At 61.5% G+C, this 21426-nt stretch carries 15 protein-coding genes, 1 tRNA gene and 1 pseudogene; 11 read left to right on the top strand and 6 right to left on the bottom strand.

What is annotated here, in order from left to right; genetic code table 11:
- Nucleotides 1-26: 26 nt before the first annotated feature.
- Together AC3WJW_RS14650 and AC3WJW_RS14645 are read right to left on the bottom strand one after the other, a co-directional pair.
- Nucleotides 27-698, bottom strand: coding sequence for an MliC family protein (locus tag AC3WJW_RS14650; protein ID WP_493726500.1), 672 nt, complete (start codon nucleotides 696-698; stop codon nucleotides 27-29).
- A gap of 137 nt (nucleotides 699-835) precedes the next feature.
- Nucleotides 836-1060 (bottom strand): YgdI/YgdR family lipoprotein, encoded by a 225-nt coding sequence (locus tag AC3WJW_RS14645; RefSeq protein WP_493726518.1) that lies wholly within the window; start codon nucleotides 1058-1060, stop codon nucleotides 836-838.
- A 211-nt stretch (nucleotides 1061-1271) separates the two neighbouring features.
- Here AC3WJW_RS14645 and AC3WJW_RS14640 point away from each other — a divergent pair, with 211 nt between their 5' ends.
- The 4 genes from AC3WJW_RS14640 to AC3WJW_RS14625 all read left to right on the top strand — a co-directional run bounded on the left by AC3WJW_RS14640 (nucleotide 1272) and on the right by AC3WJW_RS14625 (nucleotide 8250).
- Complete coding sequence (locus tag AC3WJW_RS14640; protein ID WP_493726499.1) at nucleotides 1272-2924, top strand: VRR-NUC domain-containing protein; 1653 nt, start codon at nucleotides 1272-1274, stop codon at nucleotides 2922-2924.
- Nucleotides 2921-5200, top strand: coding sequence for an ATP-dependent DNA helicase (locus tag AC3WJW_RS14635; RefSeq protein ID WP_493726498.1), 2280 nt, complete (start codon nucleotides 2921-2923; stop codon nucleotides 5198-5200). Before AC3WJW_RS14640 ends, AC3WJW_RS14635 begins: the two co-directional genes overlap by 4 nt.
- A 127-nt stretch (nucleotides 5201-5327) precedes the next feature.
- Nucleotides 5328-6230 (top strand): zeta toxin family protein, encoded by a 903-nt coding sequence (locus tag AC3WJW_RS14630; RefSeq protein WP_493726497.1) that lies wholly within the window; start codon nucleotides 5328-5330, stop codon nucleotides 6228-6230.
- Between the two features lie 100 nt (nucleotides 6231-6330).
- On the top strand, nucleotides 6331-8250 hold the full coding sequence (locus tag AC3WJW_RS14625) for a hybrid sensor histidine kinase/response regulator (protein WP_493726496.1): 1920 nt from the start codon (nucleotides 6331-6333) through the stop codon (nucleotides 8248-8250).
- Here AC3WJW_RS14625 and AC3WJW_RS14620 read toward each other — a convergent pair.
- Both AC3WJW_RS14620 and AC3WJW_RS14615 read right to left on the bottom strand, forming a co-directional pair.
- On the bottom strand, nucleotides 8228-9589 hold the full coding sequence (locus tag AC3WJW_RS14620; protein WP_493726495.1) for a cation:proton antiporter: 1362 nt from the start codon (nucleotides 9587-9589) through the stop codon (nucleotides 8228-8230). The two genes, AC3WJW_RS14625 and AC3WJW_RS14620, sit on opposite strands and share 23 nt — an antisense overlap.
- A gap of 405 nt (nucleotides 9590-9994) precedes the next feature.
- Nucleotides 9995-11149 (bottom strand): MalY/PatB family protein, encoded by a 1155-nt coding sequence (locus AC3WJW_RS14615; RefSeq protein WP_493726494.1) that lies wholly within the window; start codon nucleotides 11147-11149, stop codon nucleotides 9995-9997.
- Between the two features lie 332 nt (nucleotides 11150-11481).
- Here AC3WJW_RS14615 and fdnG point away from each other — a divergent pair, with 332 nt between their 5' ends.
- The 7 genes from fdnG to AC3WJW_RS14580 all read left to right on the top strand — a co-directional run bounded on the left by fdnG (nucleotide 11482) and on the right by AC3WJW_RS14580 (nucleotide 20576).
- The gene (gene fdnG, locus AC3WJW_RS14610) at nucleotides 11482-14547 is read left to right on the top strand and encodes a formate dehydrogenase-N subunit alpha (RefSeq protein ID WP_493726493.1); all 3066 of its coding nucleotides are present in this window, start codon (nucleotides 11482-11484) and stop codon (nucleotides 14545-14547) included.
- Nucleotides 14548-15483, top strand: coding sequence for a formate dehydrogenase subunit beta (gene fdxH / locus AC3WJW_RS14605; protein WP_102701380.1), 936 nt, complete (start codon nucleotides 14548-14550; stop codon nucleotides 15481-15483).
- Nucleotides 15480-16145, top strand: coding sequence for a formate dehydrogenase subunit gamma (locus tag AC3WJW_RS14600; protein WP_102701381.1), 666 nt, complete (start codon nucleotides 15480-15482; stop codon nucleotides 16143-16145). The genes fdxH and AC3WJW_RS14600 overlap by 4 nt, the downstream gene beginning before the upstream one ends.
- Before the next feature lie 3 nt (nucleotides 16146-16148).
- Nucleotides 16149-17075, top strand: a complete 927-nt coding sequence (gene fdhE / locus AC3WJW_RS14595; RefSeq protein ID WP_493726492.1) for a formate dehydrogenase accessory protein FdhE — start codon at nucleotides 16149-16151, stop codon at nucleotides 17073-17075.
- A 51-nt stretch (nucleotides 17076-17126) separates the two neighbouring features.
- Nucleotides 17127-18557 (top strand): L-seryl-tRNA(Sec) selenium transferase, encoded by a 1431-nt coding sequence (gene selA, locus AC3WJW_RS14590; protein WP_493726491.1) that lies wholly within the window; start codon nucleotides 17127-17129, stop codon nucleotides 18555-18557.
- Entirely contained in the window at nucleotides 18554-20461 is a 1908-nt protein-coding gene (selB, locus tag AC3WJW_RS14585; RefSeq protein ID WP_493726490.1) for a selenocysteine-specific translation elongation factor, read from the top strand. The genes selA and selB overlap by 4 nt, the downstream gene beginning before the upstream one ends.
- Before the next feature lie 19 nt (nucleotides 20462-20480).
- Nucleotides 20481-20576, top strand: a tRNA-Sec gene (locus AC3WJW_RS14580).
- A gap of 105 nt (nucleotides 20577-20681) precedes the next feature.
- On the opposite strand, the pseudogene AC3WJW_RS14575 reads toward AC3WJW_RS14580, so the two are convergent.
- Together AC3WJW_RS14575 and AC3WJW_RS14570 are read right to left on the bottom strand one after the other, a co-directional pair.
- Nucleotides 20682-20972, bottom strand: a pseudogene (locus tag AC3WJW_RS14575) (type II toxin-antitoxin system RelE/ParE family toxin).
- Nucleotides 20965-21210, bottom strand: a complete 246-nt coding sequence (locus tag AC3WJW_RS14570) for a type II toxin-antitoxin system ParD family antitoxin (protein WP_046043337.1) — start codon at nucleotides 21208-21210, stop codon at nucleotides 20965-20967. The pseudogene AC3WJW_RS14575 and the gene AC3WJW_RS14570 overlap by 8 nt, the downstream one beginning before the upstream one ends.
- Nucleotides 21211-21426 lie beyond the last annotated feature (216 nt).

The following is a 21426-nucleotide window of genomic DNA, read 5'->3' as shown; positions in this document are numbered from 1 at the left end:
GACAGGATGTCCCGTTGCCATCCTTGTCAGCCGACCGGCTCGGCTGCGCAACTCATCTGGCCCGAGCCGGGTATCTGGAAAAAAACGTCATCGCCGATTTGCCAGAAGCTGTAGCTGCCTTTGTAATCCTTGCCCGTGTACTGGGTACCGGAATTGTTCGGCACCTGGTTAAGCGTCACCGAGGAGTTGGCCCATTTGAGGAACACCACGCCCGGTTCGACCGTAAAGAAGGTCGCGGCAACCAATGCGTTAAACCCTGCGCAACGATAAGCCAAGGGACCTTCGGTGAGCCTGCTCGGATCCTTGGTTCTGGCAATGGCCGAACCCTGGCGCAGCTGGAACGCACGCTCGGCATAACTGGCGATGACGCACCCCTTGGCTTGCGGCCCGGCACCACACTGGTTACGGGACTCCATCCAGAACCGATGATCTATCTCGACTTTATTCGGGCGGGGCACTGAATGTTCGTCGGTGAGCGCCAGGAGATAAAGACGATCGAGTTCCAGGTCCATGCGCGCCAGCTGAGCGTCGTGACAGATAAGCTTTTCGGTGGATGCCTGGGGCGAGGTGCAGTCGAAACTGGTTTTGTAAGTTGGCAAGGGTTTTGGCTTTGCCTTTGTCGCGGCTTCACAAAGGCTCGCCGTCACGCACGCGCTGACGGCGAGCATAGAGGCCAGAAGTGGCATGACCATTTTCATTTCGGCGTCACCTGAGTCTATGCGTGATGCCCGTATTGCAACGCCTGTGTCGAAGCGTTGCACATTCATTCGGTCGCACGGGGTCTATCGAGTGTAAGGCAGTGCTCGAAACCTGCCACATCGTGCCAGGAGAAACGTCAGTCTTCCTCGCGAATCGTTGCCACTTCGTCGGCCCTGACTTTCACCTTCGCCCCCGAAATGTCCTCGAACTCGAAGAACCCGTCCTTGGTCCGGGTATTCGGCATGTCCTTGGTCAGGTACTGAGTGCCGTTCTGCAGGGTCACCACCGTTGGCGTCGAGCACCCGGCCAGCGCCAGCAGTGCCGCTACAGCAAGGGGCAAGCCCAAAGTCTTGATGTCCATGATCACCTCCCGTTCGTTTTGAAGCAGTGCCATCCACTCGCGCCTGTCACTGCATGCCTATGGCGGTTGGTGCCGCCAGGGGGCAGAAAGTTCTACTGCCCGGGAAATATTCCGTACAGCGCCTCCATTTATCCTTTTCCGATTGCGCCAGGCAGGGTGGAACTGGTATCTGTACGCATAACCAGTACTCGCTCGCCATGGCCCATTTCCTGTGACCGCAAATCCCCTCGACGATCCGTTCTATTACCTGAACAACTTCATGCAAGTGCTTGATTGGCTTGAGCAGCGCTTTGCCGATGTACTGAGCGTCGACGAGCTGCGTTTCATTAATGAGTTTAAGCGGTTACCCCGTGAATCGCAGGCGCTGCTGGTCAGAATGGTCATGCGCAAGGGCATTCATTTCAGGGCCGGCAAACTGCATTACGACGAAATCGGCGATATCCCCGGCGCCGCCGGCCCGCTGTTGAAACTCGGCTGGGTCGACGAGCGCATGCCGCTGGCGGTCGAGGAACTGTTCGAACTGCTGCTCAAGGGTGAAATCCTCCAGACCTTTGGCTCTGTCATCGATCAACCCAAAGGCCGGAAATCCGATTGGCTGCCAGCGCTGAGCGAGCAATTTCCCCAGGCGCAATGCTTCAACGACTGGTGCCCGTGGCTGGATGAGCGCCTGCTCAGCCTGACCATCATGGAGTTGTGCGATCGCCTGCGCCTGATGTTCTTCGGCAACCTGTACCAGGACTGGTCGGAGTTCGTGCTGGCCGACCTGGGTATCTACACCTACGAAAAAGTCGAATTCAGCGCCGAGTCTCGCGGCTTGCGCAGCCGCGAAGACGTGGATGCCTGTGTCCTCCTGCACGCGTACCAGCAACAGTTCGAAGCCGGTGAAGCGCTGGAGGAGGTGGCCGGGCGCATCAAGGACCTGGCGCTGGACAATCCCTGGTTGCAACGCCGGCGCGGCAAGCTGCTGTTCCAGATGGGCCAGTATTGCGAACGCATCGCGGATTTCGCCATGGCCCTGGATCTCTACCGCGAATGCGCTTATCCGGGTGCGCGTGCGCGACTCATTCGTGTGCTGGAGCGCAGCGGGGAGTTCGAGTTGGCGCTGGATCTGGCCGAACAGGCCGAACAGGCACCGGAGAGTGCCGCCGAACACCAGCAGTTGCACCGCGTGCTGCCGCGCCTGCGGCGCAAGCTCGGCGGGCCGCCCATCAAGCGGGCGGCGCCTCGGGAAATGCAGCGTCTGGACCTGCAACTACCAAGAGTCGATCCGGCAATGTCGGTCGAGTTTTACGTTCAGGCGCATCTGGCTGAGGATTCGGCACCGATCCACTACGTCGAAAACAGCCTGATCAACTCACTGTTCGGCCTGCTGTGCTGGCCGGCGATCTTCGCGCCTTTGCCGGGGGCATTCTTCCACCCGTTCCAGCGCGGGCCGGTGGATTTGCTCAGCGAAGACTTCCAGGCCCGCCGGGCCGAACTGTTCCAGGCCTGCCTGGCCGAACTCGAAGACGGGCGCTACCGGCAGACCATCCGCGAACGTTATGCCGCCAAGTGGGGCGTGCAGTCGCCGTTCGTGTTCTGGAGCGTGCTCAGCGAAGAGTTGCTGGAGCAAGCCCTCGATTGCCTTCCCGCCGAGCATCTCAGGCACTGGTTCAACCGCCTCTTGCTGGACATCAAGGCCAATCGCGCCGGCATGCCGGACCTGATCCAGTTCTGGCCGCAGCAAAAGACCTACCGCATGATCGAAGTCAAGGGTCCGGGCGATCGCCTGCAGGACAACCAGTTGCGCTGGCTGGAGTTCTGCCATGAACACCAGATGCCCATCGCCGTGTGCTACGTGCAATGGGCGGAGCAGGACGCTTGAGCTACAGCATTGCGGTGCGGGCGCTGTGCGAGTTCACCGCCAAGGCCGGCGACCTCGACTTGCGCTTCACGCCGTCGCCCACCGCGCTGGAGGGCATTGTCGGGCACCGCACGGTGGCCTCGCGGCGCAGCGAGGGTTACCAAAGCGAAGTCGCCCTTGAGGGCCAGTTTCAGACCCTGACGGTCAAGGGCAGGGCGGATGGCTATGACCCGGGGCAAAACTGCCTGGAAGAGGTCAAGACCTACCGCGGTGACCTGAGCAAACAACCGGCCAACCACCGTCAGTTGCATTGGGCCCAGGCGAAGATCTACGGCTGGTTGATGTGCCGCCAACTGGATCTGCCCCGGATCAACCTGGCGCTGGTGTATTTCGACATCGTCAGTGAAAAGGAAACCTGCCTGGTCGAGCCCTTCGATGCCACGCAGCTTCAACAGTTCTTCGAGCGGCAATGCGCGCGCTTCCTGCAATGGGCGCAACAGGAAGTCGCCCACCGTGACGGGCGCAATCTCGCGGCGCAGCGCCTGGCCTTTCCCCACGCCGACTTTCGGCCGGGGCAGCGCCATCTGGCCGAGTCGGTGTTCAAGGCGGTCAGTACAGGGCGCTGCCTGATGGCGCAGGCGCCCACGGGAATCGGCAAGACCCTGGGCACCCTGTTTCCCATGCTCAAGGCACTGGCACCGCAGCAGCTGGACAAAGTGTTCTTCCTGACGGCGAAAACCCCGGGACGCAAGCTCGCCCTGGACGCCGCGCAAGTGTTGCTGGCCAGCGCCGATGCGCCACCGTTGCGGGTGCTGGAGATGATTGCCCGGGACAAGGCCTGCGAGCATCCGGACAAAGCCTGCCACGGTGAGTCCTGCCCACTGGCCCGGGGTTTCTACGATCGCCTGCCGGCCGCGCGGCAGGCGGCCAGCCAACTGAGCCTGCTGGACCAGGGCGCCTTGCGCGAGGTTGCCCTGGCACACGACGTCTGTCCGTACTATCTGAGCCAGGAAATGGCGCGATGGGCCGACGTGGTGGTTGCCGACTACAACTATTACTTCGATTTCAGCGCCTTGCTGTTCGGTCTGGCCCAGGCCAATCACTGGAAGGTCGCGGTGCTGGTGGACGAAGCGCACAACCTGGTGGAGCGCGGCCGGCAGATGTACAGCGCCAGCCTCGATCAGGCGACCTTCAACGGCGTGCGCAAAACCGCGCCCGACGTGCTGAAAAAGCCGATGCAGCGAATCAGCCGCGAGTGGAATGCCCTGCATGACGCGCAAACCGGCGCCTATCAAGCCTATGACAAGGCACCGGAAAAGTTGCTTCAGGCACTGTCATCGTGCAGCGCCAGCATCGGTGACTACCTGAACGATCATCCACAAGGGCTGGACAGCGCACTGCAAGGCTTCTACTTCGACATGCTGCAGTTTTGCCGGGTGGCCGAACTGTTCGATGAGCAGTTCCTGTTCGACATCAGCAAGCGCGACCTCGAACGCAAGCGCAATCTCTCGCAGCTGTGCCTGCGCAACGTGGTACCCGCAGGGTTCATCCGCCCGCGCCTGACTGCCGCGCGCAGCACCGTGCTGTTTTCCGCGACCCTCAGCCCCCGGCACTATTACGCCGATTTACTGGGAACGCCGGCGGACACGGTGTGCATCGACGTCGAGTCGCCGTTTCATGCCGATCAACTGCAAGTGCACATCGTCAACCAGATCTCCACGCGGTTCGTGCATCGCCAGTCCTCTCTCGAACCGATCGTGGACCTGATCGCCAGGCAGTTCTGCAAGCGTCCCGGTAATTACCTGGCGTTTTTCAGCAGCTTCGATTATTTGCAGCAGGTGGCGCAGCTACTCGCCGAGAAACATCCGCACATCAGCCTGTGGTCGCAGTCCCGAGGCATGGGCGAAGCGCAACGCCAGCAGTTTCTCGACCAATTCCACGCCGACGGCCAGGGGGTCGGCTTTGCGGTACTGGGCGGGGCCTTTGGTGAAGGCATCGATTTGCCCGGTGCCCGGTTGATTGGCGCATTTATCGCCACGTTGGGGCTGGCCCAGCTCAATCCGGTGAACGAGCAGCTGAAACGACGCATGGCCGCCATCTTTGGCGCCGGTTACGACTACACCTATCTGTTTCCCGGTGTACAGAAAGTGGTGCAGGCCGCCGGACGGGTCATCCGTACGCAACAGGATCAAGGGGTGGTGATGTTGATCGACGACCGTTTTGGCGAGAGCAAGGTCAAACAATTGCTGCCGCGTTGGTGGTCGATTGCGCCAACGAATTTTCACTCTGTTCCGTAGGAATTTTTACCTTTAAAAACAAATACATACCTTGATTAAAACAACGAATTGAACAATCAGCGCCAACACGCTTTATTGGAAAGGCTGGATATCACACAACCCAATTCTTTGATAAGGAAATCAAGGTATGTCAGAAGCACCGAAATACAACTATTCCTCAGACGACGTGATCAAGGCGTTCGACGAGATCCACCCTGTGCTCTTCGTCGGCAAAACTGCTGAAACCATCCCAAAGCTGCTGATCACCGCCGGAGTGGAGGGCTCGGGCAAGACTTACCTGCTGGAAAAGAGCTTGCTGCCATCCGGGAATTACGGGAACTACATTCGACTGTACCTGCCTGAATATCGAAAAAAACACCCGCATTACGCCGACATGATCAAGCTCGGTGTTTTGCACGCCTACGAACACACAGAAGCGTTTGCCAGGGAGCTCGGTGAGAAAATCTTCGCCAACGCGCTTTCTCAAAGATACAACATCATCATGGAGTGCGCGTTCGATGACATCGGTTTTGCCGGATTGGCAAAATTTGTTCCCGGTTATCAACTCGAAGTCCATGTCGTGGGTTGCAATCACGCGTTCGCCCATCTGTCCAGCATCAAAAGAGCATTCTCCAGCCTGGAAAAGCAGGAGTTGGAACGGTTTGTCAGCTATTCGAGACTCGAGTCGAGCATCAGTAACGCCCCTGCGGTTCTCGTTGCGTTCGAGTTCATCGCAAAGACAGTGAGCGGCTCACAAATCTACTTGTACGAGCGCGGTCTGGGCACGCTGAGCGAACGGGTGCTGCGTGCTCACAGCACCTATACCCTGGACCCAAATGGGAATCTGAACGAAGTTTCAACGTTGCAGCCATATGCGTACAGCGCCTATGACACTATCCTCAGAAGGTCCGTCTATTCGATGGAGGAGCGTGACGAGATGGTCAGGGAATGTCATTTGCAGCTGCTTAAAACCAGCAAATATGACAAACAGGTTCCCGATTTCGTCTACAACGACCTTTACTCCTATATCACCAAGTACGTGTATCGCTAAGCGGGGGTTGCAGGCTATGGAGCAAATTGCTGCAGTCACGGCTTTCCAAATTGGCAGTTTGTCTCATACTCCAGAAAAACAATCATGACGCGAGAACTCAATGAGCGAGGATCAAAACAGGCCGAATACCGTTGAGGACAAGCGCTTTCGCCTGTTGATCGATGCGGTGATCGACTATGCGATCTACATGATTGATCCAGACGGCATCATTACCAGCTGGAATGCCGGCGCCAGGCGTTTCAAGGGGTATGAAGAGGCCGAGATCCTCGGTGAGCATTTCTCGCGTTTCTATACCGATGACGATCGCCGTGCCGGCTTGCCCCAGCGGGCACTGGACACGGCGCTTGGTGAAGGGCGTTTCGAGGGCGAGGGCTGGCAGGTGCGCAAGGACGGCAGCCATTTCTGGTCCCATGTGGTCATCGATCCGATTTTCGACCCGTCGGGCATCCTGCTGGGTTTCGCCAAGATCACCCGCGACCTGACCGATCGCCGAGTGGCCGAGGAAATCCTCAAGCAAAGCGAACAGCAGTTCCGCCTGCTGGTGCAGAGCGTTACCGACTATGCGATCTACATGCTTTCGCCGGACGGACGCGTGAGCAACTGGAACCTTGGCGCCCAGCGCATCAAGGGTTACTTGCCGGAAGAAGTCATTGGCCAGCACTTTTCGATGTTCTATACCCCGGAGGATCGCGAAGCCCGCGAGCCACAAAGGACGCTGGACATCGCCACGCGTGAAGGGCGCTTTGAAAACAAGGGCTGGCGGATGCGCAAGGACGGTACGCGGTTCCTCGCCCACGTCATCGTCGATCCGATCTGGGGTGACACCGGCACCTTGCTCGGTTTTGCCAAGATTACCCGTGATATCACTGACGTCACGCATGCGCAGCAGGTGCTGGAGCAAACCCGGGAGGCCTTGTTCCAGGCGCAGAAAATGCAGGCCATCGGTCAGCTCAGTGGCGGCATCGCCCACGATTTCAATAACCTGCTGACGGTGATCCTCGGCAATCTGGAAATCGTGCGCAAACGGGTGACGGACAACCCCAAAATAACCCGCTTGATCGACAACGCAACCCAGGGTGCCTTGCGCGGCGTTTCCCTGACCCAACGCATGCTGGCGTTTGCCCGACGCCAGGAACTCAAGTCGGAACCTGTGCGGATACCGGCCTTGGTGGAAGGCATTTCCGGGCTGTTGCGCAGTTCCCTGGGGCCTTCGGTGAAAATCGAAACGCGCTTTCCCGAAGATCTCGAACCGGTGCTGGCGGACCTCAATCAGCTGGAACTGGCCGTGCTGAACCTGGCCACCAACGCCCGTGACGCCATGCCCAACGGCGGGACCATCAGCTTCAGCGCCAGAAACCGTGAAGTGGCCGACAGCGCCGCCTCATCCCTGGCCCCGGGAAGTTACGTCTGCCTGAGCGTTGCCGATACCGGCGAGGGCATGGATGAAACCACGCTGGTCTCGGCGATGGACCCGTTTTTCACCACCAAGGGTGTCGGTAAAGGTACGGGCCTGGGATTGTCGATGGTTCACGGTTTTATTGAACAACTGGGCGGACGGTTCATCCTCAAAAGCCAGAAGGACCATGGCACGACCGCCGAACTCTGGTTGCCGGTCGCCACCGGGGAATCGCCCGTCAAACCGGTCGCCGCAGCGCCGGCCGTGACGGGACCAGGCCTGCGCGTGCTGGTGGTGGACGATGACAGCCTGGTGTTGACCAGCACCTGCCTGCTGCTCGAGGACCTCGGGCATCGGGTCATCAGTGCGCCTTGCGGTGCCAGGGCGCTGGAGCTGTTCAACAGTGAGCCGCAGATCGATCTGGTCATCACCGACATGGCCATGCCACAGATGAGTGGGGCACAACTGGCCAATGCCATCAGGAGCATGCGACCGGACGTGCCGATCATCCTCGCCACCGGTTATGCCGAACGGCTGGAAGGCTTTGCCGCCCATCTGCCGCGTTTGCCGAAACCTTTTACCCAACTCAACCTGGTGGAAATCATTGCCTTGGCGATGAAGTGACGCGGCGGTTGTGCTGTTCATAGCGGGCCAGCATGGGCTGGGTGGTGATGCCGTGGACCAGAATGCTCAAGGCCACCACCGAGAGCGTCAGGTCGGCACACAAGGTGGCCACCGAAGGCGACAGATCGTGGTTCAGGGCGTAGAACAGGTAGTAGAAACTGCCGATGCCGCGAATGCCGAACCAGCCGATCAACCAGCGTTGCGGGCCATTGAGCAGCGAACCCCAGGGCATCAGCCAGACTGCCAGCGGGCGAATCATCCCGAACAGCACCAATGCGAGCACCAGCGCCCGCCAGTCCCAGTGTGCAACCAGCACGACCCCGAGCAAGGTGACCAGAAAGACTTCCATGGCCCGCTCCACCAGGCTGCCGAACGACAGCATGTCGCCCATCATGATCCCGGCAGCGACTTGCGTGTCTTCCAGGTGGTCCACATTGCCAGCCACGGCCGCTTCGGGTTCGACATGTTGATGACCGACCACCGCCTGGACCAGATGTTCGGCCGGTGCGTGGGTGTCACCACTTGTCTTGACCTCGGCCTGGCGCAAGCCCAGGCCGGCGGCAAACACCGAGAGAAACCCGTAGCCCTGGATGGTTTCGGCCACGACATAGGCCAGTGCGATCAGGGCCAGGGCCAGGTAATCATTGGGTGAGAAGGTGCTGTCGGCGTTCTTGATGCGCATGAACAGGGTTAGGCGGCCAATGCCGCGCCCCATCCAGTAACCGGTCAGCAGTCCGGCGGGCACAGCCCATAGCAGACGCTTGAACGCCCAGTCGTCGAGCCAGGCACCTGCATTGTCACTGTGTTGCAGAAACAACAGGCCGAGGATGACGAAGGGGAATGCAATGCCATCGTTGAAACCGGCTTCACCGGTAAGCCCGAACCTGACCGGGTCGTAATCCCTGGCATCGCTGACCTGTACCAGAGAGGCCAGGACCGGATCGGTGGGCGCCAGAATCGACCCGATCAACAGCGACGGCCCCCACGGGAGCCCAAACCCGAAATGCAGCAACAGGCTTACACCGGCAATGGACAGGATCATCACCGGTCCCGCCAGGGCAAATGCCACCCGCCATCGGCGATCGCCCAGGGGCAAGCGCAACTTCAACCCGCAGACAAACAGCGAAAAAAGTACCGCTACTTCCGATAGATGCTCCATCCAGGAGGCGGCATCCTTGACATCCAACCTGAGCAAACCCAGGCCCGCCGGACCGATGACGACGCCCAGTACCAGACACACCGCCGATGTGGTGACCGGCATCCAGCGCAGGTACGACGAGGTCAGTGCCAGCGTCAGCAACACAGCCCCCAACACCGCCACCCAGGTAATGAAGCTCATGGTCCGGATTCCAAAACAACCGCCAGTGCAGGGCTATAGGTTGTTGAGCATCGCAAGCTTGGGTCGGTTCAATTTTTCAGAGGGTCACAGAATCGGCTTACCGCCCTGTGGGAGCGAGCCTGCTCGCGAAGGCGCAGTGTCAGGCGACTACATTGCCAACCGACAGGACGCCATCGCGAGCAAGCTCGCTCCCACAGGGATCCGGGTTGTTGTCGAGGGGCTGATCAGACCTTGAGACGGCGCAAACTGCGCTCCATCCGCGCGATGCAGATTATTTGTAGGAGCGAGCTTGCTCGCGATGGACGTCAACGAAAACGCGTTCTGTCTGAATAAACGCGTTGCGCTGGCGTTCATCGCGGGCAAGCCCGCTCCTACAGGGATCCGGGTGGTTGTCGAGGGGCTGGATCAGGCCTTGAGACCGCGCAAACTGCGCTCCATCCGTGCGATGCCTTCTTCAAGCAGCGAGCGTGGGCAGCCGAAATTAAGGCGCACGAACTGCTTGCAGTCATCGCCGAAGTCCAGGCCGGCGCTCAAGCCGACCCTGGCCTGCTCGAGGAAGAACTGCTGCGGGTCGTCCAGCCCCAGTGCCGTGCAGTCGAGCCACGCCAGGTAAGTGCTTTGCGGCAGGTTCATGGTGATGCCCGGCAGGCGGGTGCGTACCGCTTCGGCGAGGAAATCGCGGTTGCCTTGCAGGTAGACCTTCAGTTCGGCCAGCCAGGGCGCAGCTTCGCTGTAGGCGACCCGGGTGGCTTCCATGCCCAGCGGGTTGACGCTGTCGACCATGCCGCAACGGGCGTGGTTGACCTTTTCGCGCAGGTGGCGGTCCTGGATGATCATGAACGAGGTCTTCAGGCCGGCGATGTTGTAGGCCTTGCTCGCCGACATCAGCGTGATGGTGCGCTGGGCGACTTGCGGGCTCAGCGTGGCCATCGGAATGTGCTGGCGGCCGTCGAAGCACAACTCGGCGTGGATCTCGTCGGAAATGATCCAGGCATCATGCTCGAGGCAAATGTCGGCAATGGCTTGCAGCTCTGCGCGGGGGAAGGCTTTGCCCAGCGGGTTGTGCGGGTTGCTCAGCAGCAGTGCGCCACCACCTTGCAGCGACTGGCTCAGGGTATCCAGCGGCGTGCTGTAGGTGCCATCGGCCTGCGCATCGAAATTCAGTTCGACCTTGTTCAGGCCCCAATGTCCGGGTGCGTGGCGCAGCGGCGGGTAGTTCGGCACCTGCACTACGACGTTCTGTGGCGCCTGTACCAGGGCCTTCAACGCCATGTTGAAGCCCGACTCGACGCCCGGCAGGAAAATCAACGCCTGGGGCTCGACACGCCAGGCATATTTGTTCCAGAGGTCGGCAACGATAGCTTCGCGCAGGTCATCCTGGGCCACGCTGTAACCGACCATCGGGTGTTCCAGTCGTTTTTGCAGGGCCTGGATGATCACCGGCGGCGCGGCGAAATCCATGTCGGCGACCCACATCGGCAACACGTCCGCCGGATAGCGGCTCCACTTGGTACTGCCGGTGTTGTGGCGGTCGAACACCTGATCAAAATCGAAAGTCATGCGCAAATCTCGTAAAGGCCGGTTAATCATGCCGGCCATGATAAGCGCCAATCCCTGCAGGAGCGAGCCTGCTTCTGTAGGAGCTGCCGAAGGCTGCGATCTTTTGACTTTGTTTTTTAAGATCAAGATCAAAAGATCGCAGCCTTCGGCAGCTCCTACAGGGTTACGGGCCACGGTGACGGGTTGCGGATGGCCGTTGCCCGACGGTCGGTTCTCATGGCGAATTCGACAGCCCTGTCTAAAATTCAACTGTCGGCAGCCAGACTGCCGCGACCGTGGTTGTTCGAAAAAGCCCGGCCATGTACCGGGTTCCACCTGATCAGGAGTGCACGATGGATCTCAGCCGTCGTCAGTTCTTCAAGGTCGCCGGTATCGGCCTTGCAGGCTCTAGCCTGGGTGCGTTGGGCATGGCCCCGACGCTTGCCTTTGCCGAACAGGTGCGTCATTTCAAGCTCGCCCACACCCATGAAACCCGCAACACCTGCCCGTATTGCTCGGTCGGTTGCGGCTTGATCATGTACAGCCAGGGCGATGCTGCGAAGAATGTCGCGCAAAACATCATCCACATCGAAGGTGACGCCGACCACCCGGTCAATCGCGGCACCCTGTGCCCCAAAGGCGCGGGCCTGCTGGATTTCATTCACAGTCCCGGCCGTCTGCAATACCCGCAGGTGCGCAAGCCCGGCAGCACCGAATGGACCCGCATCTCCTGGGATGAAGCCCTCGATCGCGTCGCCGACCTGATGAAGGCCGACCGCGACGCCAACTTCATCGAGAAGAACGAGCAGGGGCAAACGGTGAACCGCTGGCTGACCACCGGTTTCCTCGCGGCGTCGGCGGCGTCCAATGAAGCGGGCTACATCACCCACAAGGTGGTGCGCAGCCTCGGCATGCTGGGGTTCGATAACCAGGCGCGTGTCTGACACGGCCCGACGGTGGCAAGTCTTGCCCCGACGTACGGCCGTGGTGCCATGACCAATACCTGGACCGATATCGCCAACGCGAATCTGGTTCTGGTGATGGGCGGCAACGCAGCAGAAGCGCACCCGTGCGGGTTCAAATGGGTGACCGAAGCCAAGGCGCACAACAAGGCGCGGCTGATCGTGGTCGACCCGCGTTTCACCCGCACCGCCTCGGTGGCCGACTATTACGCGCCGATCCGTACCGGCACCGACATCGCCTTCATGGGCGGGCTGATCAACTACCTGCTGACCGAGGACAAGATCCAGCACGAGTACGTGCGCAACTACACCGACGTGTCGTTCATCGTCAAAGCCGGCTATGGCTTCGAGGACGGGATTTTCAGCGGCTACGACGCGGCCAAGCGTCTCTACACCGACAAATCCGGTTGGGGCTATGAGCTCGGTGAGGACGGCTTTGCCAAGGTCGACCCGACCCTGCAGGACCCGCGCTGCGTCTATCAGTTGATGAAGCAGCATTACAGCCGTTACACCAAGGAACTGGCGAGCCAGATCTGCGGCATGCCGGTCGATGCCATGCAGAAAATCTGGGAGGAAATCGCCACTTGCTCGACGCCGGGCAAGACCATGACCATCCTCTACGCGCTGGGCTGGACCCAGCACTCGATTGGCGCCCAGATGATCCGCAGCGCGGCGATGGTGCAACTGTTGCTGGGCAACGTCGGCATGCCGGGCGGCGGCGTGAACGCCTTGCGCGGACACTCCAACATCCAGGGGCTGACCGACCTGGGGCTGTTGTCCAACTCACTGCCGGGCTACCTCACGCTACCCGGCGATGCCGAACAGGATTACAACGCCTACATCGTCAAGCGCACGCAGAAACCGTTGCGCCCGGGGCAACTGTCCTACTGGCAGAACTACAGCAAGTTCCACGTCAGCCTGATGAAATCCTGGTACGGCGCCAACGCCACCGCCGAGAACAACTGGGCTTACGAGTACTTGCCGAAACTGGACATCCCTCAGTACGACATCCTCAAGGTGTTCGACCTGATGGGGCAAGGCAAGGTAAACGGCTATATGTGCCAGGGCTTCAACCCTATCGCCGCGCTGCCCGATAAAAACCGCGTGATGGCGGCACTGGCCAAGTTGAAATGGCTGGTGGTGATGGACCCTCTGGCCACAGAGACTTCCGAGTTCTGGCAAAAGGTCGGGCCGTACAACGACGTGAACAGCGCCGACATCCAGACCGAAGTGATCCGCCTGCCCACCACTTGCTTCGCCGAGGAAGACGGTTCGCTGGTCAACAGCAGCCGCTGGCTGCAATGGCACTGGAAAGGCGCCGACGGCCCTGGCGAAGCGCGCACCGACGTGCGGATCATGAGCGAATTGTTCCTGCGTCTGCGCCAGCGTTATCAGGCCAACGGCGGCACGTATCCCGACCCGCTGCTCAAGTTGACGTGGCCGTACAAGATCCCCGACGAACCTTCGCCGGAGGAACTGGCCAAGGAGATCAACGGCTCGGCGACGACCGACTTCACCGACGCCACCGGCGCGGCGATCAAGGCCAACGCGCAACTGGCCGGTTTCGGCCAGCTCAAGGATGACGGCAGTACGGCGTCCGGTTGCTGGATTTTCTGTGGCAGCTGGACCGAACTGGGCAACCAGATGGCCCGCCGCGACAACAACGACCCGTATGGCATGCACCAGCATCAGGGCTGGGCCTGGGCCTGGCCGGCCAACCGGCGGATTCTCTACAACCGCGCCTCGGCGGACCTGCAAGGCAAGCCGTGGGATCCGAAAAAACGCCTGGTGTGGTGGAACGGCAAAGCCTGGGCCGGCACCGATGTGCCGGACTACAAGGCCGACGTGCCGCCGGAAGCCGGGATGAACCCGTTCATCATGAACCCCGAAGGCGTGGCGCGATTCTTCGCCGTCGACAAGATGAACGAAGGTCCGTTTCCCGAGCACTACGAGCCGTTCGAGACACCGATCGGCATCAATCCACTGCACCCGCAAAACAAGAAAGCCACCAGCAACCCGGCAGCGCGGATCTTCGATTCGGTGTGGGACTCCCTCGGCGTGGCCAAGGATTACCCGTACGCCGCCACCAGTTACCGGCTGACCGAGCATTTCCACTTCTGGAGCAAGCATTGCAAGCTCAACGCGATCACCCAGCCGGAGCAGTTCGTCGAGATCGGTGAAGTGCTGGCCAAGGAAAAAGGCATAGTCGCAGGCGACCGGGTACGGGTCAGCAGCAAGCGTGGCTTCATTGAAGCGGTGGCGGTGGTGACCAAGCGGATTCGTCCGCTGCAGGTCAACAACCAGGTGGTGCACCAGATCGGCATTCCCCTGCACTGGGGCTTTACCGGGCTCACGCGACACGGTTACCTGACCAACACCCTGGTGCCGTTCCTCGGCGATGGCAACACACAGACCCCGGAATCCAAGTCATTCCTGGTCAACGTGGAGAAAGTCTAAATGGCCAGCCAAGACATCATTGCCCGCTCGGCCACCACCACACCCGCGCCCTCGGTGCGCGGCATGGAGGAAGTCGCCAAGCTGATCGATACCACCAAATGCATTGGCTGCAAGGCCTGCCAGGTTGCCTGCTCGGAATGGAACGAGCTGCGCGATGAGGTCGGCCATAACCACGGCACCTACGACAACCCGCAGGACCTCAGCGCAGAAACCTGGACGCTGATGCGCTTCACCGAGCACGAGACCGACGCCGGCAACCTGGAATGGCTGATCCGCAAGGACGGCTGCATGCACTGCGCCGAGCCCGGTTGCCTGGCCGCATGCCCCAGCCCCGGGGCGATCATCAAGCACGCCAACGGCATCGTCGATTTCGATCAGGACCACTGCATTGGCTGTGGCTACTGCATCACCGGGTGTCCGTTCAACATTCCACGGATCTCGCAAAAGGATCACAAGGCCTACAAGTGCACCCTGTGCTCGGACCGGGTGGCGGTCGGGCTGGAACCGGCCTGCGTGAAAACCTGCCCGACGGGCGCCATCGTGTTCGGCTCCAAGGACGACATGAAGGAGCACGCCGCCGAACGTATCGTCGACCTCAAGAGCCGCGGCTTTGAAAACGCCGGCCTCTACGACCCCGAAGGCGTCGGCGGCACCCATGTGATGTACGTGCTGCACCATGCCGATACGCCAAGGCTGTACGCCGGCTTGCCCGATCACCCGGCGATCAGCCCGTTGGTGGGGCTGTGGAAAGGCATCAGCAAACCCCTGGCGCTGCTGGCCATGGGCGCGGCGGTGCTGGCCGGGTTCTTCCACTACGTGCGCGTCGGCCCGCAAATCGTCGAAGAGGATGAACATCCCGAGCCGCCGGACAACGCCGTGCACGAAGTCGATCCGTCGGTGCATACCTTCGATCCCCGTGGGGAGGGCAGGCCATGAGCGACAAGACGATCCTGCGCTACACCAGCAACCAGCGCACCAATCACTGGCTGGTGGCGATTCTGTTCCTCATGGCGGGGCTGTCCGGGCTGGCGCTGTTCCACCCGGCGCTGTTCTGGCTGAGCAACCTGTTCGGCGGCGGGCCATGGACACGCATCCTGCACCCGTTCATGGGCGTGCTGATGTTCCTGCTGTTCCTTGGCCTGGTGTTTCGCTTCTGGCGCGCCAACTATTTCATCGCCAACGATCGCCTGTGGCTCAGGCGCATCGACCGGGTGATGAAAAATGAAGAGGAGGGCGTTCCGCCCATCGGCAAATACAACCCCGGGCAGAAGCTGCTGTTCTGGACTTTACTGCTGTGCATGCTGGTGCTGTTGTTCAGCGGGCTGGTGATCTGGCGTGCCTACTTCAGCGAGTATTTCGGCATCACCGCGATACGCTGGGCGATGTTGCTGCATGCACTGGCCGGTTTCGTGCTGATCCTGAGCATCATCGTGCACATCTACGCCGGCATCTGGATCAAGGGCTCGGTCAGCGCCATGGTGCACGGCCGAGTCAGCCGCGGTTGGGCCAGGAAACACCACGAACTCTGGTATCGCCAAGTGACTCAAGATGAGACCCGCGACGAAGCGCCTACGCGACCGATCACCAAAAAGGGCTGACATTTGCCAACCATCCTGGAACCTGGAGAAATCGAAGCGGCGGCCAGTTCGCCGCCGTTTCTGTACCTGCCACCGCCCAACCTGTTCAGCCTGCGCGCCCAGCGCCTGGAAGCGTTGGCCGAAGGGCACCCGTTGGCCGATTACCTGCGCCTGATTGCCGGGTTGTGCCGGGTGCAGCAACAGGTGCTGGACGACCCGCCGCTTGGCGAGCCTGTGGACCGGCAACGCATCGAGTTGTGCCAGCAGCACGGCTTGCCGCCCTTTGCGGCCGACAGCCTGGTGCGCGAAGACGACTGGCAGCTTTACCTCGATGCCTTGTTGCAGCGCTATGGCGCACCGCCACAATCCGCCGTGGCCGATGCCGTGGACACCTTGCGCCTGGCCGGTGTCGGGCAACGCCGCGCTTGGGCGGTGGCACTGGTCAGCGGCCAGTATTCGCTGGTACCGGCGGCGCTGGTGCCGTTTCTCGGCGCGGCGCTGCAAACGGCCTGGAGCCACTGGCTGTTGAGTACGCCGAACCTGGCACTGACACCCGGCGACAGCCTCAGCCAGTGCCCGGCCTGCGGCTCGCCGGCCATGGCCGGGGTCATCCGCCATCGTGGCAAGCACAACGGCTTGCGTTATCTGGTCTGTTCGCTGTGTGCCTGCGAGTGGCACGTGGTGCGGGTCAAGTGCGTGTATTGCGAGCAGAGCAAGGGCCTGGAGTACCTCAGCCTTGAAGATGATCGCCATGCCGCCAACCAGGCGCCGTTGCGCGCCGAAGTCTGCCCCGGTTGCAACAGCTATCTGAAGTTGCTCTACCTGGAAAACGATGCGCAGGCCGAAGCGTTGTCCGCAGATCTGTCCAGCCTGATGCTCGACATGCGCCTGGCCCAGGACGGTTATCAGCGCCTGGCGCCGAATCTGCTGCTGGCGCCGGGAGACGAATAAACCCAGCGTCTACACTCTGGCGCGAGGGTCATTCGTTTTCAGGAGTGCCAGATGTCTGCACGCGGTGCCAGCCAATCCCTGCGTCTACCTTCCATCGACAGTCTGTTGCGTCACCCGGCGTGCCGGCCGCTGGCCGAGCGCCATGGACGCGACGCCTTGCTGGGTGCCTTGCGGCTGTTGCTGGATGAGTTGCGCGAAGGGGCACGGCAGGGTTTGCTCGAACCTGTAGAAGTCAGCGCCGAGGTGCTGGCAGGCCGGGTCGGCGAGCGATTGGCCATCCAGCATCGCAGCCATGTGCGGCGGGTGTTCAACCTCACCGGCACGGTGCTGCACACCAACCTCGGGCGGGCGTTGTTGCCCGAAGAAGCGATCGAGGCGGTGCAAATGGCCGCGCGTTATCCGCTCAACCTGGAATTTGACCTGCGCAGCGGCAAGCGCGGCGATCGCGACGACCTGATCGAAGGCTTGATCCGCGAACTGACCGGCGCCGAAGCGGTGACCGTGGTCAACAACAATGCCGCCGCGGTCCTGCTGACCCTCAACAGCCTGGGGGCACGCAAGGAAGGGATTATTTCCCGGGGCGAACTGATTGAAATCGGCGGCGCCTTCCGCATTCCCGACATCATGGCCCGCGCCGGTGTGAAGCTCGTCGAGGTCGGCACCACCAACCGCACCCATGCCCGCGACTACGAGGCCGCCATCGGCCCGCGCAGCGGTTTGATCATGCGGGTGCACGCGAGCAACTACAGCATTCAAGGCTTCACCACGAGCGTGCCGACCACGGAACTGGCGCAACTGGCACACCGTCACGGCTTGCCGCTGCTCGAGGACCTCGGCAGCGGCAGCCTGCTGGACTTGACCCACTGGGGGCTGCCCGCCGAACCGACAGTGCGTCAGGCGCTGCTGGATGGCGCGGACATCGTGACCTTCAGCGGCGACAAACTGCTCGGCGGCCCGCAAGCCGGGCTGATTGTCGGTCGCAAGGACCTGATCGCCAGGATCAAGAAAAACCCGCTCAAGCGTGCGCTGCGGGTCGACAAAATGACCCTGGCGGCCCTGGAAGCGGTGCTGGGTCTCTACCGAAACCCGGACCGGTTGGCCGAGCGTTTGCCGAGCCTGCGCCTGTTGACCCGGCCACAGGCCGATATCCTCGCCCAGGCCGAGCGCTTGCAGCCGGCGCTGACCCACGTGCTGGGTGACGGCTGGAGCGTCAGCGCCATGCCGTCACTGGGTATGATCGGCAGCGGCAGCCAGCCGGTGGCGCGACTGGCCAGCGCGGCGCTGTGTATTCGCCCACTCACGTCGAAGCGTATGCGCGGGCGAGCCTTGCTGAATCTGGAGGAGGCTTTTCGCGCCTTGCCGATTGCGGTGCTCGGGCGCATTGACGATGACGCCCTGTGGCTGGACCTGCGGCAACTGGACGACGAGCCGGCCTGGCTGACGCAGCTCGATCAATTGCACGTGGAGGGCCGGGCAGGGTGATTGTCGGCACCGCAGGACACATCGACCATGGCAAGACGGCGCTGCTCCAGGCGCTGACGGGGCAGGCGGGCGACCGGCGCCGGGAGGAGCGTGAGCGCGGCATGACCATCGACCTCGGCTACCTGTATGCCGCGCTGGAGCCGGAGGCGCCGCTGACCGGGTTCATCGACGTTCCCGGCCATGAGCGCTTCACCCACAACATGCTGGCCGGGGCACAGGGCATCGATCTGGTGTTGCTGGTGGTGGCCGCCGATGACGGGGTGATGCCGCAGACCCGCGAGCACCTGGCGATCGTCGAGTTGCTCGGCATCCCGCGGGCGCTGGTGGCGATCAGCAAGTGCGATCGGGTCGACAGCGCCAGGGTGCAGGACGTGCGTGAGCAGATCCGTACCTTGCTGGCGCCCGGACCCTATGCCGATGCACCGCTGATTGCACTGTCGAGCGTGACCGGCGAGGGCATCGAAACCTTGCGCAAGGCGTTGCTCGATGCCCAGGGTGAAGTGTCGCAACGCAATACCGAGGGTGGTTTTCGCCTGGCGATCGATCGGGCCTTCAGCGTGGCCGGGGCCGGTATCGTGGTGACCGGTACGGCGCTGTCCGGCCAGGTCGCGGTGGGCGATACCTTGCTGTTGGGGCCACAAGGCAAACCGGTGCGCATTCGCGGCCTGCACGCGCAAAACCAGGCCGCCGAACACGCCTGTGCCGGCCAGCGCGTGGCGTTGAACCTGAGTGCCGAGCGGCTGGCGCTGGAGCAGATCCATCGTGGTCACTGGTTGCTGGCCGACGGCTTGTATGCGCCGACCCAGCGTCTGGACATCGACATGCAGTTGCTTGCCGGCGAATCCCGGGCCTTCGAACACTTTCAACCGGTGCACGTGCACCTCGGCACCCAGGACGTCACCGGCAGGGTCGCCTTGCTCGAAGGCGCCAGCCTGGCGCCCGGTGGGCGGATGTTTGCCCAACTGCTGCTCAATACGCCGGTGCACGCGGTGAAAGGCGATCGGCTGATCCTGCGGGACCAGAGTGCCCAACGTACCTTGGGTGGCGGTCGGGTACTCGATCCGTTTGCACCCACCCGGCAACGCCGCAGCCCCGAACGCTTGGCGCAGCTGGCGGCCCTGGCGAGCAGCACCAGGCTGGAGGATGTTTTGCCGGCATTGCTGGCCCACAGCGACACCGGGCTCGATCCGCAGCACCTGGAGCGGCAGTTCAACCGACCGCGCAGCCGTTGGGTGTTGCCCGCTGACGTGCGCTTGATCGACACCCGCCAGGGCGCGTTGCTGTTCAGTGCCAGCCGTTGGCAGGCCTTGAAGGCCGCCGTGCTGGAACAGCTCGCACGCTTTCATCAACTCGAACCGGACCAGATGGGGCCGGATCGGGATCGCTTGCGCCGATTTGCCGGCAGCACTCAAGAACGCAGGACATTCATCAGCCTGCTAGACGAGTTGCTGGCCAGCGGCGACATCGCCAGCAGTGGCCCGTGGTTGCATCTGCCCGGGCATCAGGTGCGCTTGAGCGAAGAGGACGAAGCCCTGTGGCTGCAATTGCAACCGCTGTTCGAGCAGGCCGCATTCGACCCGCCGTGGGTGCGCGACCTGGGGCATGAGGAGGCGGCCGTGCGCGGGTTGCTGCGCAAAATGGCGCGCCTGGGCCTGATGCATCAAGTGGTGCGCGACCTGTTTTACACCGACGGCATGATTCGCCGATTGGCGGCTATGCTGTTGCAACTGGCGGACACCAACCCGGTGATCCAGGTGGCGGCGTTTCGTGATGCGGTGGGCCTGGGGCGCAAGCGCAGTATCCAGATACTGGAGTACTTCGACCGCATCGGCCTGACCCGGCGATTTGGCGATCGTCGCCAGGTTCGCCCGGACAATGCGTTGGCCCAGCGCAATGAGCCCTGATTCAGGGGCAGGAATTCAAGGAAGGCAATCGCGCCCGGTGGCGCGGCCGGGCTTCAAACCCGGTTGGGGACGGCATCCGTTCCCGGGCAGGTTCGACTCCGGCTGCCTTCCGCCAAACAACCCCAGGCTTGCTGACTCTGTAGGAGCGAGCTTGTTCGCGATGGCGGTTGGTCGAAGCAATACATTCGTCCAGTTCTTACAAGGGGTGCGAAATGGATCGTCAGAGATTGCGCTGCGCTTCCATCCGATCATGAAGGACCCTGATGATCGCAATTCCGTACGCCGTGATTCGAAAATAGATCATGTGCCGCTCTACACTGCAGCGCCGATAGCCAGGACGGATAGTGTCGCAGGCCGGCGCTTTTTTCGGGTGCTCGGCCAATTGCGCAAATGCTTAGGTAAGGATGTCAATGTAGCGATTGGCCTGGTCCAGGCCCCACTGGCGAGCGGTATAACTCCAGATTGCCTCAAGGTCGCCCTCTGCGGCAGGCGTTAGACGATATTCAGCCATGCGCGGTCAACATTCTCTGTTTGAATGCGGCTGGGTCGAATGGGCGGGGTTTTCCACTGGATTCACCTTCCCGAAGGGCGGCCCGAATCGTTTCGAGTTCAGCGCTGCGCTCCTGTTCACGACGGATCAGATCGCGAATATATTCGCTGTCGTTGGTGTAATGGCCCGCTTCTATCTGCGCTTTGATCCAGTTGTCTTGCTGGTCAGTCACGGTGATGGTCTTTCGTACGGTTCCCATGATCGGGCCCTCCACGAGATGGTCGACTGTGTGCAATTTATCATACTATTGGTGCGGTATCGAGCAGGACTACTGTAGGAGCGAGCTTGCTCGCGATGGTCGTTAACGATAACGCTTGTTTACTGGCTAAACGCGTCGCTCTCGAGACCATCGCGAGCAGGCTCGCTCCTACGGACGCGGTCTTCTGTGGGAGCTGGCTTGCCAGCGATGGTCGTT

It is taken from the genome of Pseudomonas sp. GW821-FHT07G06 (genome assembly GCF_058986625.1).
Note: the sequence above shows the minus strand (reverse complement) of the source record. Positions and strands in the feature narration are given on the sequence as shown.

Excerpts from the sequence above, each read along its gene's own strand:
- fdxH (WP_102701380.1), top strand. The coding sequence starts at position 14,548 with ATGGCCAGCCAAGACATCATTGCCCGCTCGGCCACCACCACACCCGCG.
- AC3WJW_RS14615 (WP_493726494.1), bottom strand. The coding sequence starts at position 11,149 with ATGACTTTCGATTTTGATCAGGTGTTCGACCGCCACAACACCGGCAGT.
- AC3WJW_RS14645 (WP_493726518.1), bottom strand. The coding sequence starts at position 1,060 with ATGGACATCAAGACTTTGGGCTTGCCCCTTGCTGTAGCGGCACTGCTG.
- AC3WJW_RS14600 (WP_102701381.1), top strand. The coding sequence starts at position 15,480 with ATGAGCGACAAGACGATCCTGCGCTACACCAGCAACCAGCGCACCAAT.
- AC3WJW_RS14625 (WP_493726496.1), top strand. The coding sequence starts at position 6,331 with ATGAGCGAGGATCAAAACAGGCCGAATACCGTTGAGGACAAGCGCTTT.
- AC3WJW_RS14650 (WP_493726500.1), bottom strand. The coding sequence starts at position 698 with ATGAAAATGGTCATGCCACTTCTGGCCTCTATGCTCGCCGTCAGCGCG.
- selA (WP_493726491.1), top strand. The coding sequence starts at position 17,127 with ATGTCTGCACGCGGTGCCAGCCAATCCCTGCGTCTACCTTCCATCGAC.
- AC3WJW_RS14570 (WP_046043337.1), bottom strand. The coding sequence starts at position 21,210 with ATGGGAACCGTACGAAAGACCATCACCGTGACTGACCAGCAAGACAAC.
- AC3WJW_RS14620 (WP_493726495.1), bottom strand. The coding sequence starts at position 9,589 with ATGAGCTTCATTACCTGGGTGGCGGTGTTGGGGGCTGTGTTGCTGACG.
- AC3WJW_RS14630 (WP_493726497.1), top strand. The coding sequence starts at position 5,328 with ATGTCAGAAGCACCGAAATACAACTATTCCTCAGACGACGTGATCAAG.